Source organism: Streptomyces sp. NPDC033270, from assembly GCF_055576575.1.
Genome location: NZ_JBVIRA010000008.1, coordinates 226,417 through 241,828, shown reverse-complemented (window position 1 = coordinate 241,828; position 15,412 = coordinate 226,417). Strand labels below are relative to the sequence as shown.

The 15,412-nt window shown below is 69.9% G+C and carries 12 protein-coding genes and 1 pseudogene; 3 read left to right on the top strand and 10 right to left on the bottom strand.

Annotated elements, in window-relative coordinates:
* Positions 1 to 205: pseudogene (locus tag ACZ5XZ_RS14930) on the top strand (hypothetical protein); the annotation flags it as partial.
* A gap of 7 nt (positions 206 to 212) precedes the next feature.
* Here ACZ5XZ_RS14930 and rodA read toward each other — a convergent pair.
* The 9 genes from rodA to ACZ5XZ_RS14885 all read right to left on the bottom strand — a co-directional run bounded on the left by rodA (position 213) and on the right by ACZ5XZ_RS14885 (position 10,874).
* The gene (gene rodA, locus ACZ5XZ_RS14925; RefSeq protein ID WP_468977875.1) at positions 213 to 1,394 is read right to left on the bottom strand and encodes a rod shape-determining protein RodA; all 1,182 of its coding nucleotides are present in this window, start codon (positions 1,392 to 1,394) and stop codon (positions 213 to 215) included.
* Positions 1,395 to 1,423: 29 nt separating this feature from the next.
* Complete coding sequence (gene mrdA / locus ACZ5XZ_RS14920; protein ID WP_468977825.1) at positions 1,424 to 3,568, bottom strand: penicillin-binding protein 2; 2,145 nt, start codon at positions 3,566 to 3,568, stop codon at positions 1,424 to 1,426.
* A 48-nt stretch (positions 3,569 to 3,616) separates the two neighbouring features.
* A complete protein-coding gene (gene mreD / locus ACZ5XZ_RS14915) occupies positions 3,617 to 4,345 on the bottom strand; it encodes a rod shape-determining protein MreD (RefSeq protein WP_468977823.1) in 729 nt (242 codons plus the stop codon).
* 4 nt (positions 4,346 to 4,349) lie between these two features.
* Positions 4,350 to 5,282: a rod shape-determining protein MreC gene (gene mreC / locus ACZ5XZ_RS14910; protein WP_468977821.1), complete on the bottom strand. Its 933-nt coding sequence runs from the start codon at positions 5,280 to 5,282 to the stop codon at positions 4,350 to 4,352.
* 296 nt (positions 5,283 to 5,578) lie between these two features.
* Positions 5,579 to 6,598: a rod shape-determining protein gene (locus ACZ5XZ_RS14905; RefSeq protein WP_003985182.1), complete on the bottom strand. Its 1,020-nt coding sequence runs from the start codon at positions 6,596 to 6,598 to the stop codon at positions 5,579 to 5,581.
* A 294-nt stretch (positions 6,599 to 6,892) separates the two neighbouring features.
* On the bottom strand, positions 6,893 to 7,306 hold the full coding sequence (gene ndk / locus ACZ5XZ_RS14900; RefSeq protein ID WP_384440547.1) for a nucleoside-diphosphate kinase: 414 nt from the start codon (positions 7,304 to 7,306) through the stop codon (positions 6,893 to 6,895).
* 122 nt (positions 7,307 to 7,428) lie between these two features.
* On the bottom strand, positions 7,429 to 7,806 hold the full coding sequence (locus tag ACZ5XZ_RS14895) for a DUF4233 domain-containing protein (RefSeq protein ID WP_468977818.1): 378 nt from the start codon (positions 7,804 to 7,806) through the stop codon (positions 7,429 to 7,431).
* Positions 7,807 to 7,808: 2 nt separating this feature from the next.
* Positions 7,809 to 9,323, bottom strand: coding sequence for a bifunctional tetrahydrofolate synthase/dihydrofolate synthase (gene folC, locus ACZ5XZ_RS14890; protein WP_468977817.1), 1,515 nt, complete (start codon positions 9,321 to 9,323; stop codon positions 7,809 to 7,811).
* Positions 9,324 to 9,425: 102 nt separating this feature from the next.
* Positions 9,426 to 10,874 carry a peptidoglycan D,D-transpeptidase FtsI family protein gene (locus tag ACZ5XZ_RS14885; RefSeq protein ID WP_468977814.1) on the bottom strand — a complete coding sequence of 483 codons (1,449 nt, stop codon included), beginning with the start codon at positions 10,872 to 10,874 and terminating at the stop codon, positions 9,426 to 9,428.
* A 277-nt stretch (positions 10,875 to 11,151) separates the two neighbouring features.
* Between ACZ5XZ_RS14885 and ACZ5XZ_RS14880 the strand changes: the two genes are divergently transcribed.
* Positions 11,152 to 12,354 carry a hypothetical protein gene (locus ACZ5XZ_RS14880; RefSeq protein ID WP_468977873.1) on the top strand — a complete coding sequence of 401 codons (1,203 nt, stop codon included), beginning with the start codon at positions 11,152 to 11,154 and terminating at the stop codon, positions 12,352 to 12,354.
* A 66-nt stretch (positions 12,355 to 12,420) separates the two neighbouring features.
* Here ACZ5XZ_RS14880 and ACZ5XZ_RS14875 read toward each other — a convergent pair whose 3' ends face one another.
* Positions 12,421 to 15,042, bottom strand: a complete 2,622-nt coding sequence (locus tag ACZ5XZ_RS14875; RefSeq protein ID WP_468977812.1) for a valine--tRNA ligase — start codon at positions 15,040 to 15,042, stop codon at positions 12,421 to 12,423.
* A gap of 161 nt (positions 15,043 to 15,203) precedes the next feature.
* Between ACZ5XZ_RS14875 and ACZ5XZ_RS14870 the strand changes: the two genes are divergently transcribed.
* A partial coding sequence (locus tag ACZ5XZ_RS14870) for a hypothetical protein (RefSeq protein WP_468977811.1) occupies positions 15,204 to 15,412 on the top strand: 209 nt, incomplete at its 3' end.

Genomic DNA, 15,412 nt, shown 5'->3' with positions numbered 1-15,412 from the left:
CGTGCACGACGAGTCGCGGGGCCGTTTTCCGGCGCAGGCTTTCGCGCCACCGACCGCCGCGCCGCACGCGGCGCTGGCCGGCGAGCCGCAGGCCGACCTCGGTCTGCTGCTCACCGGCCACCTCGCCGACGACTGGGGCACCACCCCGTACGCGGGGGTGCCGCGGTCCACCTCTCTGTGGTTCGAGCTCTACCGGCAAAGATGACGCAGCGTCACCGCGACGCCGACAGGGGCCGCCCGACCCGGATCGACTGCAGCAACCCTATGGCGATCCAGACCGCGAACATCGAGGTGCCGCCGTAGGAGACGAAGGGCAGCGGCAGCCCGGTCACGGGCATGATGCCGAGCGTCATGCCGATGTTCTCGAAGGACTGGAAGGCGAACCACGCGATGATGCCGGCGGCCACGACCGTGCCGTAGAGCTCGGTGGACTCGCGGGCGATCCGGCAGGCGCGCCACATGACGATGCCGAGCAGCAGGATGATCAGGCCCGCACCCATGAAGCCCAGCTCCTCGCCGGCGACGGTGAAGATGAAGTCCGTCTGCTGTTCGGGGACGAACTGGCCGGTGGTCTGGCTGCCCTGGAAGAGGCCGGAGCCGGTCAGCCCGCCGCCGCCGATCGCGATCCGGGCCTGGTTGGTGTTGTAGCCGACGCCGGCCGGGTCCAGGCTCGGGTTGGCGAACGCGGCGAACCGGGCGATCTGGTAGGCGTCGAGCAGACCGAGCTGCCAGATGGCGACGCAGCCGACGACGCCCGTGCCCACCAGGCCCAGGATCCAGCGGTTGGAGGCGCCGGAGGCGAGCAGCACGCCGAGGATGACGGCGCCGAGCACCATGACCGAGCCGAGGTCGGGCATCAGCATGATGACCACGACGGGGACGGCGGCCATGAGCAGGGCCTGCACAACGGTCCGGTGGTCGGGGTGCGGGCGGTCGCCGGCATCGACCCGGGACGCCAGGATCATCGCCATGCCGAGCGAGATGGTGATCTTCGCGAACTCGGCGGGCTGGAGCGAGAAGCCGCCGGGGATCGCCAGCCAGGAACGCGAGCCGTTGATGGTGGCGCCCAGCGGGGTCAGCACCAGCAGCGCCAGGACGACCGACAGGGCGTACAGCACCGGGACCGCGCCGCGCAGGGTGCGATGGCCCAGCCAGATCGTGCCGCCGGCCAGCGCCAGGCCGATGCCCAGGTTGAGCAGGTGGTGCAGGAAGAAGTAGTACTCGTCGCCCTTGTTGAGCTCGGTGCGGTTGCGGGTGGCGGAGAAGACCAGCACGGAACCGATGAGCGACAGCGCCAGACAGGACAGCAGCAGTATCCAGTCCAGCTTGCGCAGCACCGAGTCACGCGCCGTCAGCTTGCCCCAGGTGCCCAGCTCGGGGGTGTAGCGCCGGATGGAGAACGCCCGGGAGGTGTGGCTGGTCGTCACTGTGGGCTCCCCGAGGGTGACGGCGACGGCAGGACGTACGGCTTGATGGGCGGAGCCTCGATCGTGCCGTCGTTCTCGATCTTGGGCAGCGAGGGCTGCGGCTTGGGCAGCAGGGCGGCCTTGGCGTTGATGCCGCCCTTCTCGTCGACTCCGTACAGGGCGTTGTAGATGTTGCGCACGGCCGGACCGGAGGCGCCGGAACCCGTACCACCCTGGGAGATCGTCATGACGATCGTGTAGTCCTTGGTGTACGTCGCGAACCACGAGGTCGTCTGCTTGCCGTAGACCTCGGCCGTACCGGTCTTGGCGTGCATCGGGATCTTCTCCTGCGGCCAGCCGCCGAACCGCCAGGCGGCGGTACCGCGGGTGGCGACGCCGGCGAGGGCGCCGTCCATCTGCGCCAGCGTCTTCCGGGTCACCGGCAGTGTGCCGTGCGACCGGGGGCGGATCTGCTGGATGTGCTTGCCGTCGGGGCTGACGATGGCCTTGCCGACGGTCGGGTCGTGGAGCGTGCCGCCGTTGCTGATCGCCGCGTAGATGGTCGCCATCTGGATCGGGGTGACCAGGGTGTCGCCCTGTCCGATGGCGTAGTTGATCGAGTCGTAGGCGTGCAGCTTCATGCCTTCGAGGCAGCCCTCACGGGCCAGCTTCGTGCCGAAGTCCTTCTTCTTCGGCCAGGCCTTGGCCTGCTCGCACCAGCCGGCCTTGTTGGCCATCCAGAAGTCGTGCTTCCACTTGCGGTCGGGGACCCGGCCGGTGACCTCGTTGGGGAGGTCGATGCCGGTCTCCTTGCCGAGGCCGAACTGGTGGGCGGTCCTGTAGAACCAGTTCTTGGCGTCCTTCTTCGGCTTGTCCCCGCCGTCCTTCTTCCACTCGTCGTGCGAGAGCTTGTAGAAGACGGTGTCGCAGGAGACCTCCAGGGCCCGGCCGAGGCTGATGTCACCGTGGCTCTGCGACTCGAAGTTCTTGAAGACCTGTCCGCCGATGCTGTACGAGCTGGTGCAGGGGTAGTGGCCGTTGAAGTCGTAGCCCGCGTTGACCGAGGCCGCGGTCGAGATGACCTTGAAGATCGAGCCGGGGGCGGCCTGCCCCTGGATGGCGCGGTTGAGCAGCGGGTAGTTGGACTTCTTGCCGGTCAGGCGCGCGTAGTCCTTGCCGGAGATCCCGCCGACCCAGGCGTTGGGGTCGTAGCTGGGGTTGGAGGCCATCGCCACCACCCGCCCGGTCTTCGCCTCCATCACGACCACGGCGCCCGAGTCGGCCTTGTAGTTGGTGCCGGTGTTGCGGTCCACCTGCTTGCGGGCGTCCTTCATGGCCTGGTCCAGCTGCTTCTCCGCTATGGCCTGCACACGGGCGTCGATGCTGGTGACGACGCTCGAACCGGCCTGGCCCTTGTCGCTCTTGGCCTGGCCGATGACCCGGCCGAGGTTGTCGACCTCATAGCGGGTGACGGCGGCCTTGCCACGCAGGTAGTCGTCGTACTGCCGCTCCAGGCCGGAGCGGCCGATCTGGTCCGAGCGCAGCAGCGGCGAGCTGCTGTTCTTGGCCTTGTTGATCTCCTCGTCGGTCACCGGGGAGAGGTAGCCCAGGACCTGGGCGGTGTTGGCGTCGCCGGGGGCGGCGTAGCGGCGGACCGCGGTGGGCTCGGCGATGATGCCGGGGAAGTCCTCGGAGCGCTCACGGATCTGCAGGGCCTGCTGGGTGGTGGCCTCGTCGGTGATCGGGATCGGCTGGTACGGCGAGCCGTTCCAGCAGGGCTGCGGGGTCTTGGAGTCGCACAGCCGGACCTTGTTGCGGATCTCCCGCTCGGTCATGCCGAGCACCTTGGCGAGCCGGCCGAGCACGGCCTTGCCGTCGTCCTTCATCTTCAGCAGGTCGGTACGGCTGGCGGAGACGACCAGACGGGTCTGGTTGTCGGCCAGCGGGACCCCGCGGGCGTCGAGGATGGAGCCGCGGGTGGCGGGGTCGACGACCTGCTGGACGTGGTTGCTGCGGGCCTCGTTGGCGTACTCCTGGCCGTTGCGGATCTGCAGGTACCACAGCCGGCCACCGAGGGTGAGCAGCAGGGAGAAGACCAGGATCTGGAGCGCGACGAGCCGGACCGTGATGCGGGAGGTCCGGCTTTCGGGAAGATTACTCATGGCGCGAGGCGCCTCCATGAGACGTGGTGGTCGGGAGACGGGAGGGCGTCACAGCCGCTTGACCCCCTTGATGCGGCCCACCTTGTCGCGGGCCGACTTGCCGAGCAGTCCGCCGCGCTGGCTGCCGATGCGTGCTCCTGTGCGCACGGACTTGATGGACTTCATGGCGCCGCGGCTGGCCTTGAGACCGGTGCCGGTGCTGAGCCAGCCGTACCCGGAGTCGCGGCTGCCCGCCGTGCCGTTCGGGCTGCCGGAGCCGTCGCCGACCAGCGGTTCGGGCTCCGTTCTGCGGGCCAGCGCCATCACCAGCGGGACGACGAAGGGGGCCAGCAGCAGGTCGTAGAGCGTGGCGCTGAGCAGCAGTCCGACGATGCCGACGTGCCGGGCGGCGGTGTCGCCGACGAGCGAGCCGACGGCGGCGTACATCAGCGTCGAGCCGATGGCGGCGCCGATCACGACCACCAGCGGCAGCGTCGCCGAGCGGTGCTGGCCGTTGTCCGGCCTGGTCAGGCCCGCGACATAGCCGATGATGCAGAGCACCAGCGCATAGCGGCCGATGGCGTGGTCGGAGGGCGGGGCGAGGTCGGCCAGCAGTCCGGCGAAGAAGCCGACGAGCGAGCCGCCGACATGGCCGTAGACCAGCGCGAGGCCGAGGACGACGAGCAGCAGCAGGTCCGGTACGGCCCCCGGCAGTTGGAGGCGCGCGAGGATGGTGACCTGGATGACGAGGGCGACGACCACCAGCGGGGCCGAGAGCAGGATCCGGTTGAAACGCATCGGTTCAGCTCCTGGGAGAAGCGCTCGCGGAGGGCGTGGCCGTGACGGTGACCGTCGGGGTCGGCTTGGGCTTCGCAGGCCGAGCCGGCAGAACGGTGTCGCGCGGGTCCTCGCGGGGCGGCTGGACGACTACGCCGACGATGTCGAGCTGGGAGAAGGAGACGAACGGCCGGACCTGGAGGCTGCGGGTCAGATCGCCGTTGGACGGCTCGACCTTGACGACCCGGCCCACGGGCACGCCGGGCACGAACGGCTTGTCCCTGCTGGAGCCGAAGGTGACCAGCCGGTCGCCCCTGCGGACCGTGGCCTTGCCGTTGAGGAGCTGGACGCGCAGTGAGCGGACGCCCTGCCCGTTGGCGAAGCCGATCTCGTTGGTCTTCTCCATGCGGGTGCCGACGGTGAAGTCCGGGTCGGCGGCCAGCAGCACGGTGGAGGTTTCGGCGCCGACGGTGGTGACCCGGCCGACCAGGCCGTCGCCGTTGAGCACGGTCATGTCGCGGGCGATGCCGTCGCGGCTGCCGGCGTCGATGGTGACGGTCCAGGAGAAGCCCTGGGCCGAGCCGATGGCGATGACCTGGGCGCCCTTGATGGCGTACTGGCCGGTGCCCGCGGTCTTGAGGATCTTGTCGAGCTCGGCGGCGCGGCTGCGGTTGCGGTCGGAGGAGCCGAGCTTGGCCTTCAGCGCCTCGTTCTCGTGCTCCAGCCTGGCGATCCGGTTGTGCCGGGTGCCGGAGTCCCGTACGGCGCCGACGGCGTTGCCGACCGGGTCGACGACGCGGGCCACACCGCTCTCGACCGGGCCGAAGGCGGAGGCCGCGGCTTGCCGGGCGCCATCGAGCGGGGACTGTTCGCCGCCGCGGATATCGACCGTGATCAGCGCGAACGCGATCGCGACCAGCAGCACCAGCAGCAGCCGGCTCTCTCGTGTGTCCCTCACGTGCGGCGGCCGTGTCCTTCCTCGTAGGACCGGCCGGCTGCGGGCCCCGCCGGTCTCGTTCGGGAGTTGAGCGTTGTGCCTTGCTGTGACGGTGGCGACGGGTGAGGCGTCAGCGCACCGTGTCTGTCGAGATGTTGTGCCTGTATATCAACGATGCGCAGCACCGATTCGTATCGACGTTTCGCACCGGCGGCAGCTATCCGTGCTCCGACGGGCGAACCGGCTGCTCTCGCCTTGCTGCCCGGCCGCCGCGGACGCCGCATGGCGCCCGCCGCGCGGCCGGGACGCGCGCTGTGCTACCTGCGGGGCTGGGAGTCGAGGACCTGCTGGAGGGCCTCGAACTCCTCTACGCACTTGCCGGAACCGAGCGCGACGGAGTCGAGCGGGTCCTCGGCGATGTGGATGGGCATGCCGGTCTCGCGGCGCAGCCGCTCATCGAGGCCGCGGAGCAGGGCGCCGCCTCCGGTGAGCACGATGCCGCGGTCCATCACGTCGCCGGACAGCTCCGGCGGGCACTTGTCGAGGGTCGTCTTGACCGCGTCGACGATGGAGTTGACCGGCTCCTCGATGGCCTTGCGGACCTCGGCGGCCGAGATGACGACGGTCTTGGGCAGCCCGGAGACCAGGTCGCGGCCCCGGATCTCGGTGTGCTCGTCCTGTTCCAGGTCGTACGCCGAACCGATGGTGATCTTGATGCTCTCGGCGGTGCGCTCGCCCAGCAGAAGGCTGTACTCCTTCTTGATGTGCTGGATGATCGCGTTGTCGAGCTCGTCGCCGGCCACGCGGATGGACTGGGCGGTGACGATGCCGCCGAGCGAGATCACCGCGACCTCGGTCGTGCCGCCGCCGATGTCCACCACCATGTTGCCGGTGGCCTCGTGGACCGGCAGGCCGGATCCGATGGCGGCGGCCATCGGCTCCTCGATGATGTGCACCTGACGGGCGCCGGCCTGGGTCGAGGCCTCGATGACCGCGCGGCGCTCAACTCCCGTGATACCGGAGGGAACGCACACCACGACCCGCGGCCGCGCCAGATAACGACGCTTGTGGATCTTGAGGATGAAGTAGCGGAGCATCCGCTCGGTGATCTCGAAGTCGGCGATCACGCCGTCCTTCAGGGGCCGTACGGCGACGATGTTGCCGGGCGTGCGCCCGATCATCTTCTTCGCCTCGGCACCTACCGCGAGGATGCCGCCGGTGTTGGTGTTGATGGCCACGACCGACGGCTCGTTGAGGACGATTCCACGGCCCCTGACGTACACCAGCGTGTTGGCGGTCCCGAGGTCGACAGCCATGTCACGGCCGATGAACGACATGTTGTTCCCCATGAGGATACGTCTGGCCTTCCCAACTGGAGCGAATGCTTACTGGAGGTCGGCAGGAGGTGATGCGCTGTGAGGCGCGGAAGCCTCCATCGTAGTTCGTAGTGCGCCCACTCGAACACGTCGGGAGGCTGTTCCGCCATTGTCAGCCGTACACGCACCCGCCCCCCTTAATGGTGACGTCGTGTCGGGGTGATGCGTTCCCCCGATCGAGTTTCATACACCAAAGGGCGACCGATGATTTCGTCGGTCGCCCCTGGTCACGGGGGGTTTACAGCTGATGAAGCGTCAGGAAATCCCGGGGAAGAAAATCTTGATCTCGCGCTCGGCGGACTCTTCGGAATCCGACGCATGGATCAGATTCTCTCGGGTGATCGTTCCGAAGTCCCCACGAATGGACCCACTCGGCGCGGCAATCGGGTCAGTCGGACCGGCCAGCGCCCGCACGCCTTCGATCACCCGCTCGCCCTCGACGACCAGGGAGACCACCGGTCCCGAGGACATGAAGGCGACGAGGGGCTCGTAGAACGGCTTGCCGACGTGCTCGGCGTAGTGCTGCTCCAGCAGCTCGCGGTCCAGGCTGCGCAGCTCCAGCGCGCTGATCGTCCAGCCGGCCTTCTTCTCGATGCGGCCGATGATCTCGCCGATCAGACCGCGCTTGACGGCGTCGGGCTTGAGGAGGACGAGGGTGCGCTGGCTCACGAAAGGACTCCCTGGATGTGAACGACGGTCAGCGGGTGCACTGAGGCTACATGGGTGACATGGCGCTTCGCGGCCCAGCCCCCGGCCCCTGACGAGGCCCTACGCCCGCCCGCCCGGCCGGGTCAGGCCGCCCCGCCCACCGGCTCCCCCGCCGCGTCGCCCGAGGCCTCGGCCTGGGCGGCCCAGCGGGCCTTCGCCTCGTCGATCTTGCGGCCGAAGTGGACCGACGCCCACCACAGGGCCGCGAAGACCACGCCGAGGAAGAACATCGTCGGGACGACGAAGCCGCTGGCGATCAGGGCGAGCTGCAGCACCCAGCCGAGCTGGACGCCGCCGGGGCGGGTCAGCATCCCGCACAGCAGGAGGCTCAGGCCCATCGCGACCCCGCTGACCGTCCAGATCGTGGCCGTCGGCAGATCGGTCAGCTGCATGGCGACCAGCCCGGCGAAACCGATCACGAAGAACTCGCCTATCAGGGTGCTGGCACACAGCGTGCGCATGGTCAGCTCCTTCCCATCAGCAGCCGGGCCTCGCCGACCGTGATCACCGAACCGGTCACCAGCACACCCGCTCCGGAGAACTCGCCCTCTTCCTCCGCGAGCGTGATCGCCGCTTCCAGGGCGTCGTCGAGCCGCGGCTCGACCTGGACCCGCTCGGCGCCGAAGACCTCGACCGCGATCGCCGCCAGCTCGTCCGGATCCATCGCACGATGGCTGGAATTACGCGTCACCACGATCTCGGCGAAGATCGGCTCGAACGCCTCCAGCAGGCCCCGGACATCCTTGTCGTCGCTGGTGCCGACGACGCCCACCAGCCGGCTGAACCCGAACGCCTCGGTGACCGCCTCGGCCGCGGCCCGCGCGCCCGCCGGATTGTGCGCCGCGTCCAGCACCACCGTCGGGCTGCGGCGGACGACCTCCATCCGGCCGGGCGAGGAGACCGCGGCGAACGCGGAGCGGATGGTGTCGATGTCGAGCGTGCGGGCGTGGTCCGAGCCGACGCCGAAGAACGCCTCGACCGCGGCGAGCGCCACCGCGGCGTTGTGCGCCTGATGGGCGCCGTACAGCGGGAGGAAGATCTCGGGATACTCGCCGCCCAGACCGCGCAGCGTCAGCATCTGGCCGCCGACCGCCACCTCACGGGAGATGACCCCGAACTCCATGCCCTCACGGGCGACCGTGGCATCCACCTCGACCGCGCGCTTGAGCATCACCGACGCCGCGTCCACCGGCTGCTGGGCCAGCACGACCGTGGCGTCCTTCTTGATGATCCCGGACTTCTCGCCGGCGATCGCCTCGTGCGTCTCGCCCAGCCGGTCGGTGTGGTCCAGCGCGATCGGGGTGATCACGGCGACGTCGCCGTCGATGACGTTCGTCGCGTCCCAGGTGCCGCCCATGCCGACCTCGACGACCGCCACGTCCACCGGGGTGTCCGCGAAGGCGGCGAACGCCATCGCCGTCAGCACCTCGAAGAACGACAGGCGGTACTCCTGCTGGGCGTCGACCATCTCCACATACGGGGCGATGTCCCGGTAGGTCTCGATGAAGCGCTCGGCGGAGATCGGGGCGGCGTCCAGGCTGATCCGCTCGGTGACGGACTGGACGTGCGGGCTCGTATAGCGGCCGGTGCGCAGGTCGAAGGCGGACAGCAGGGCCTCGATCATGCGGGCGGTGCTGGTCTTGCCGTTCGTACCCGTGATGTGGATGGAGGGGTAGGCCCGCTGCGGGGAGCCGAGGACGTCCAGCAGCGCCACGATGCGCTGCACCGAGGGGTCGAGCTTGGTCTCGCCCCAGCGGCCGGCCAGCTCCTCCTCCACTGCGCGCAGCGCGCGGTCGACCTCGGGGTCGGCCGGCCGGGCGGGAATCTGGTCCCCCTGCGGCGGTCCTGCCTGGGCGCGCAGGGTCCGGCTGCCGGCCTCGATCACCGCGAGGTCGGGGTCACGGTCCGTCTCGGCTTCGACCAGTTCGTCGAAGGGGTCGGTCGGGTCGGGGTCGTCGTTCTGGGGGCGCTCGCTCACGACGACAAGTCTACGAGGCACCGCTGACAGCGGTGCGCTGCGCTGCCCGGTGACCGCCCCCGCGCCGCATCCGGGCCCCGGCCGGCGCCGCCGTGCGCCCCGTTACTTCAGCGCCGCCGCCATCATCGCCCGCGCGATCGGGGCCGCCAGCCCGTTGCCGGAGACCTCGTTGCGGGCGGCGTGGCCGTCCTCGACCATCACGGCGACCGCGACCTGGTGCCCGCGCGCGTCCTCGGCGTACGAGACGAACCAGGCGTAGGGCGTACCGCTGTTGTCGACGCCGTGCTGGGCGGTACCGGTCTTGCCGCCGACGGTCAGTCCGCCGATCTTCGCGTTCGACCCGGTGCCCTCGTCCACCACCGTCTGCATCGCCGACCGCAGCTGCGCGGCCGTCCGCGCCGAGGTGGCCGTGCCGTACGTCTTGGGGCCGTTGCGCTGGATGGTGTTGCCGCCGCCGTCGGTCAGCTCGTCGACCAGCTGCGGGGTCTTCAGCTCGCCGCCGTCTGCGATGGCCGAGACGACCATCGCCATCTGCAGCGGGGTCGCCTGGTCGTCGAACTGGCCGATGCCGGACAGCGCGGTCTGCGCCTGGTCCATGTCCGAGGGGTAGCTGCTCCTGCCGGCCCGCACCGGGGTGTCCACCTTGCCGTCGTTGAAGCCGAACTTCTCGGCCTGCGCCTTCACCTTGTCCTTACCCAGGTCGACGGCCATCTTCGCGAAGACGGTGTTGCAGGAGTACTGCAGCGCGGTGCGGATGGTGGCGTTCTCGCAGGGTGCCGAGGCGCTCTCGTTCTTCAGCGTGGTGCGGGTGTGCGGGAGCGTGTACGGGTCGGGGCTGTCGGTGGGCACGTCCACCGAGGAGTACCGGCCGCTTTCCAGCGCGGCCGCGGCGACCACCAGCTTGAAGGTGGAACCGGGCGGCAGCGGCTGCCGCAGCGCCCGGTTGACCTCGGGGTCGTCGCTGTCGTCGGACATCCGCTGCCAGGCCTTCTGGTCGGCGGAGGAGGACCCGGCGAACTTCCCCGGGTCGTAGGACGGGGTGCTGACCATGCCCAGGATCCGCCCCGTGGCCGGGTCCAGGGCGACGGCGGCGCCCTTCTTGTCGCCCAGCGCCCGGTAGCCGGCCTTCTGCACCTCGGCGTCGATGGTGGTGGCCACGTCGCCACCCTTGGCCCGCGTGCGCGTCAGCGCGTCGGCGGGGCTCTGCAGTCGGCTGTCGGAGCCGTCGAGGAGGTCGCCGTAGAGGCTCTCCAGCTGGTTGCTGCCGAAGATCTGCGAGGTGAAGCCGGTGACCGGTGCGTACAGCGGACCGTCCTTGTAGGTCCGCTTGTACTTCAGCGTGGAGGAGGTGGCGGCGGAGCCGGTGACCGGCTGCCCGTCGACGAGGATGTTGCCCAGCGGCGCCGCGTACGTGCCGATCGCCACCCGCGGATTGTGCGGGTCCTCCTTGTAGTCGCCGGCCTTCGCGCCCTGGATCCAGGTGGCCCAGCCCATCAGCGCGAGGATCAGGGCCAGGCAGAAGACCGAGACCCGTCGCAGTGGCTTGTTCATGGGGCGCGGCTCCTCGTGCTGGACGTGCGGTGCTGCCCGGCCTCGGGCGCTCGGTCCACCGTGCCCGGGCTTCATGAGAGGGCCATGAGAGCGCCATGAGAGCCGCCCGCACCCGTTCCGGATCCGCCGCCGGGACAACTTTCCGCCGCATTTCCCCCTCTTCGACGGGGGGCCGCGGCCACCGGAGACCACCGGACGGCGCGTCCCCGGCGGCAGGCGGCAGACAGCGGGCGGGAAAGCGGGAGCTGAGGGAAGAGTGCCGGCAATCAGTCAGCGGATGCATCTGGTGCTGCTCGGCGCCTGGACGGTGCTGTGGTTCGCCGTCGTCGAGCCACACGGCGGATTCTCCTGGCACTACCTGCGCAGCGGCGGTGAACTGATCTACCAGGGCACCTCGGGCGACGGCACCGGCGGGCTCAACCTCTACGCGCACCACCCCGAGCTCCAGATGGGCCCGCTCAGCTTTCTGACCGCCGGCCTGTTCAACCCCTTCCCCGAGGCCACCGGCCAGTTCCTCGCCGCGGCCCTGATGTCGCTGCTCGGCCTGGTGATCGTGGTGCTGGCGGGCCGCAGCGCCGCCCATCACTTCCTGGGCACCGGCACCAACCACCAGCGGCTGCGGCAGCGCGTACTGATAGCCGGGCTGGCCTTCATCCCCATGTGGATCGAGGTCGCGGTCCGCTTCGGACACCTCGACGACGTCCTCGCGCTGTTCTTCACCGCCCTCGCGGTACGCGCCGTCACCCGCGGCGACGCCGCCCTCACCGGCGTCTTCCTGGCCCTGGCGATGGACTCCAAGCCCACCGCGCTGGCCTTCCTCCCGCTTCTGCTCGCCCTGCCGAGGCGGCAGTGGCCGCGGGCCGGCCTGTGGTGCGCCGGGCTGGTCGCCCTGGCCTGGCTGCCGTTCTTCCTCGGCGATCCGCAGTCGTTCGCCGCGGCGAAGTTCGCCATCCCCAACCATCCGGCGTCCGCCCTGCGCTGGCTGGGCGTCGGCGACCCGGAGACCCCCGGCTGGGACCGCCCCGCCCAGGCCGCCCTGGGCCTGACGCTGGGCGCCATAGCGGTCTGGCGCGGCCGCTGGGCCGCGGTGGTCCTGCTGGGCGCCAACGCCCGCATCGTCCTCGACCCCAGCGTCTACACGTACTACACCGCGTCCGTGCTGCTCGGCACCCTGCTCTGGGACGTCATCGGCCAGCGCCGCCTGGTCCCCTGGTGGAGCTGGCTGGGACTGCTCACCCTCTACGGCAGCGTCTTCGCCGTGCCCGACGACTCCGCCCGCGGACTGATCCGGCTGGCGTTCGTGGCCGTCTCGACGGCGTATGTACTGCTGTGGCCGGTACGCGAACGCGGGCGCCGGGGGCGGGGACGGCGCAGGCCCCCGCGCTACGAGCACGAGGGCCTGACACAGATCTCCGCAGGCGCAGAGCCAACCGGGCCTTCTCCTTATCGGCGGCGCCCAGGTCCGGAACACCCCCGCTGATGCAGGGAATGCCGCCGCTGTCAGTGAACCAGGCCCCACTGACAGCGGCGGCGTACGCTCCTCGCCTCAGCCCTGCGGCAGCGAAGCCAGCTGGGCGCTGATCCGCTCGATGTCCGCCTCGGCCGCGGCCTGGCGCGTACGAATTTTCTCCTTGACCTGCTCGGGCGCCTTGGCGAGGAACGCCTCGTTACCCAGCTTGGCCGTGGTCTGCGCCAGTTCCTTCTGCGCGTTGGCCAGGTCCTTCGTCAGCCGCTTGCGCTCCGCCTCGACGTCGATCGCGCCGGACAGGTCCAGCGCGACCGTCGCGCCCGCGACCGGCAGCGAGGCGGTGGCGCTGAAGTCCGCGCCGGCCGGCTGCAGCCGCAGCAGCGAGCGCATCGCGGCCTCGTGCGCCGCCAGCGCCGTACCGGACAGGTCCAGCTGCGCGGGGACCTTCTGACCGGGCTGCAGGCCCTGGTCGGAGCGGAACCGGCGGACCTCGGTCACGACCTGCTGGACCAGGGCGATCTCCCGCTCGGCCGCCGCGTCCCGGAAGCCCGAGTCCGCCGGCCACTCGGCGACGACGACCGACTCCCGGCCGGTCAGCGTCGTCCACAGGGTCTCGGTGACGAACGGGACGACCGGGTGCAGCAGGCGCAGCGTGACGTCCAGGACCTCGCCCAGGACGCGGCGCGAGGCGTCGGCGGCCGGTCCGCCCGCCATGAACGTGGTCTTGGACAGCTCGACGTACCAGTCGAAGACCTCGTCCCACGCGAAGTGGAAGAGGGCGTCCGACAGCTTCGCGAACTGGTAGTCCTCGTAGTAGGCGTCGACCTCGGCGATGACCTCGTTCAGCCGGGACAGGATCCACCGGTCGGTCGCCGACAGCTGCTCGGCGGGCGGCAGTTCGCCCTCCACCGTCGCGCCGTTCATCAGCGCGAACCGCGTGGCGTTCCAGATCTTGTTGGCGAAGTTGCGGGAGCCCTGGACCCAGTCCTCGCCGATCGGCACGTCGACACCGGGGTTGGCCCCGCGGGCGAGCGTGAACCGGACGGCGTCCGACCCGTACTTGTCCATCCAGTCCAGGGGGTTGACCGCGTTCCCGAAGGACTTGGACATCTTCTTGCCGAACTGGTCACGGACCATGCCGTGCAGCGCGATGGTGTGGAACGGCGGGGTGCCGTCCATCGCGTACAGCCCGAACATCATCATCCGCGCGACCCAGAAGAACAGGATGTCGTAGCCGGTGACCAGCACGGAGTTCGGGTAGAACTTCTCGACGCTCGGGGTCTGCTCGGGCCAGCCCAGGGTGGAGAACGGCCACAGGCCCGACGAGAACCAGGTGTCCAGGACGTCGGTGTCCTGGTGCCACCCCTCGCCGCTCGGCGGCTCCTCGTCCGGTCCGACGCAGACGACCTCGCCCTGCGGCCCGTACCAGACCGGGATCCGGTGGCCCCACCACAGCTGCCGCGAGATGCACCAGTCGTGGAGGTTGTCCACCCAGCCGAAGTAGCGCGACTCCATCTCCTTGGGGTGGATCGCGACCTTGCCGTCCCGCACCGCGTCACCCGCGGCCTTCGCCAGCGGGCCGACCTTGACCCACCACTGCATCGACAGCCGCGGCTCGATGGTGGTCTTGCAGCGCGAGCAGTGCCCGACGGAGTGCGTGTAGGGACGCTTCTCGGCGACGATCCGGCCCTCGGCGCGCAGGGCGCCGACGATGGTGCTGCGGGCCTCCAGGCGGTCCAGGCCCTGGAACGGGCCGTGCGCGGTGATGACCGCGTGCTCGTCCATGACGGTCAGGCTCGGCAGGCCGTGCCGCTGGCCGATCTCGAAGTCGTTGGGGTCGTGCGCCGGCGTGACCTTCACCGCGCCGGTGCCGAACTCCGGGTCGACGTGCTCGTCGGCGACGACCGGGATCCGGCGGCCGGTCAGCGGCAACTCGATCTCGGTACCGACGAGATGGGCGTACCGCTCGTCCTCCGGGTGGACGGCGACGGCGGTGTCGCCCAGCATCGTCTCGGCGCGCGTGGTGGCGACGACGATCGACGCGTCACCCTCGCCGTACCGGATCGACACCAGCTCGCCGTCGTCGTCCTGGTACTCCACCTCGATGTCCGAGATGGCGGTCAGACAGCGCGGGCACCAGTTGATGATCCGCTCGGCGCGGTAGATCAGCTCGTCCTCGTAGAGGCGCTTGAAGATCGTCTGGACGGCCTTGGACAGGCCCTCGTCCATCGTGAACCGCTCGCGCGACCAGGCGACGCCGTCGCCCAGGCGCCGCATCTGGCCCGAGATCTGGCCACCGGACTCGCTCTTCCACTGCCAGACGCGCTCGACGAACGCCTCGCGCCCCAGGTCGTGCCGCGACACGCCCTCCTTGGCGAGTTCCCGCTCGACGACGTTCTGGGTAGCGATACCGGCGTGGTCCATGCCCGGCTGCCAGAGCGTCTCGTACCCCTGCATCCGCTTGCGGCGCGTGAGCGCGTCGATGAGCGTGTGCTCGAAGGCGTGCCCCAGGTGGAGGCTACCGGTGACGTTCGGCGGCGGAATGACGATGGTGTACGGGGGCTTGTCGCTCTTCTCGTCCGCCTCGAAGTAACCCCGCTCTACCCAGCGCTCGTACAGCGGCCCCTCTACATCGGCCGGCGTGTACTGAGTCGGCAGTTCGGGGTCGCTGTGGTTGCTCTGCTGAGTGTTCTCGGTCACGACGGACAGTGTACGGGCGCGGATGTAGCAGCTTCGAATCGGTTTCGCCCCCGGGGCAACGCTTGTCAGCGGCGTCGTACAGGATGTCGGCAGCGCATAAACATCGCAGAACTTCACACGCAGAACTCAACTGCCTTCAGTTGTCACGAGGGGAACGCTCCATGAGCTTCAACCAGCCGCCTCCCGGTCCGTACGGGCAGCAGCCCCAGCAGCCCGGCCCGTACGGGCAGCCGCAGCAGCCGCCGGCCCCGCAGCCCGGTTACGGCTACCCGCAGCAAGGCGGCCAGGTGCCCCCGCAGCAGGGCTACGGCTACCCCCAGCAAGGCGGCCAGGTGCCCCCGCAGCAGGGCTACGGCTACCCCCAGCAAGG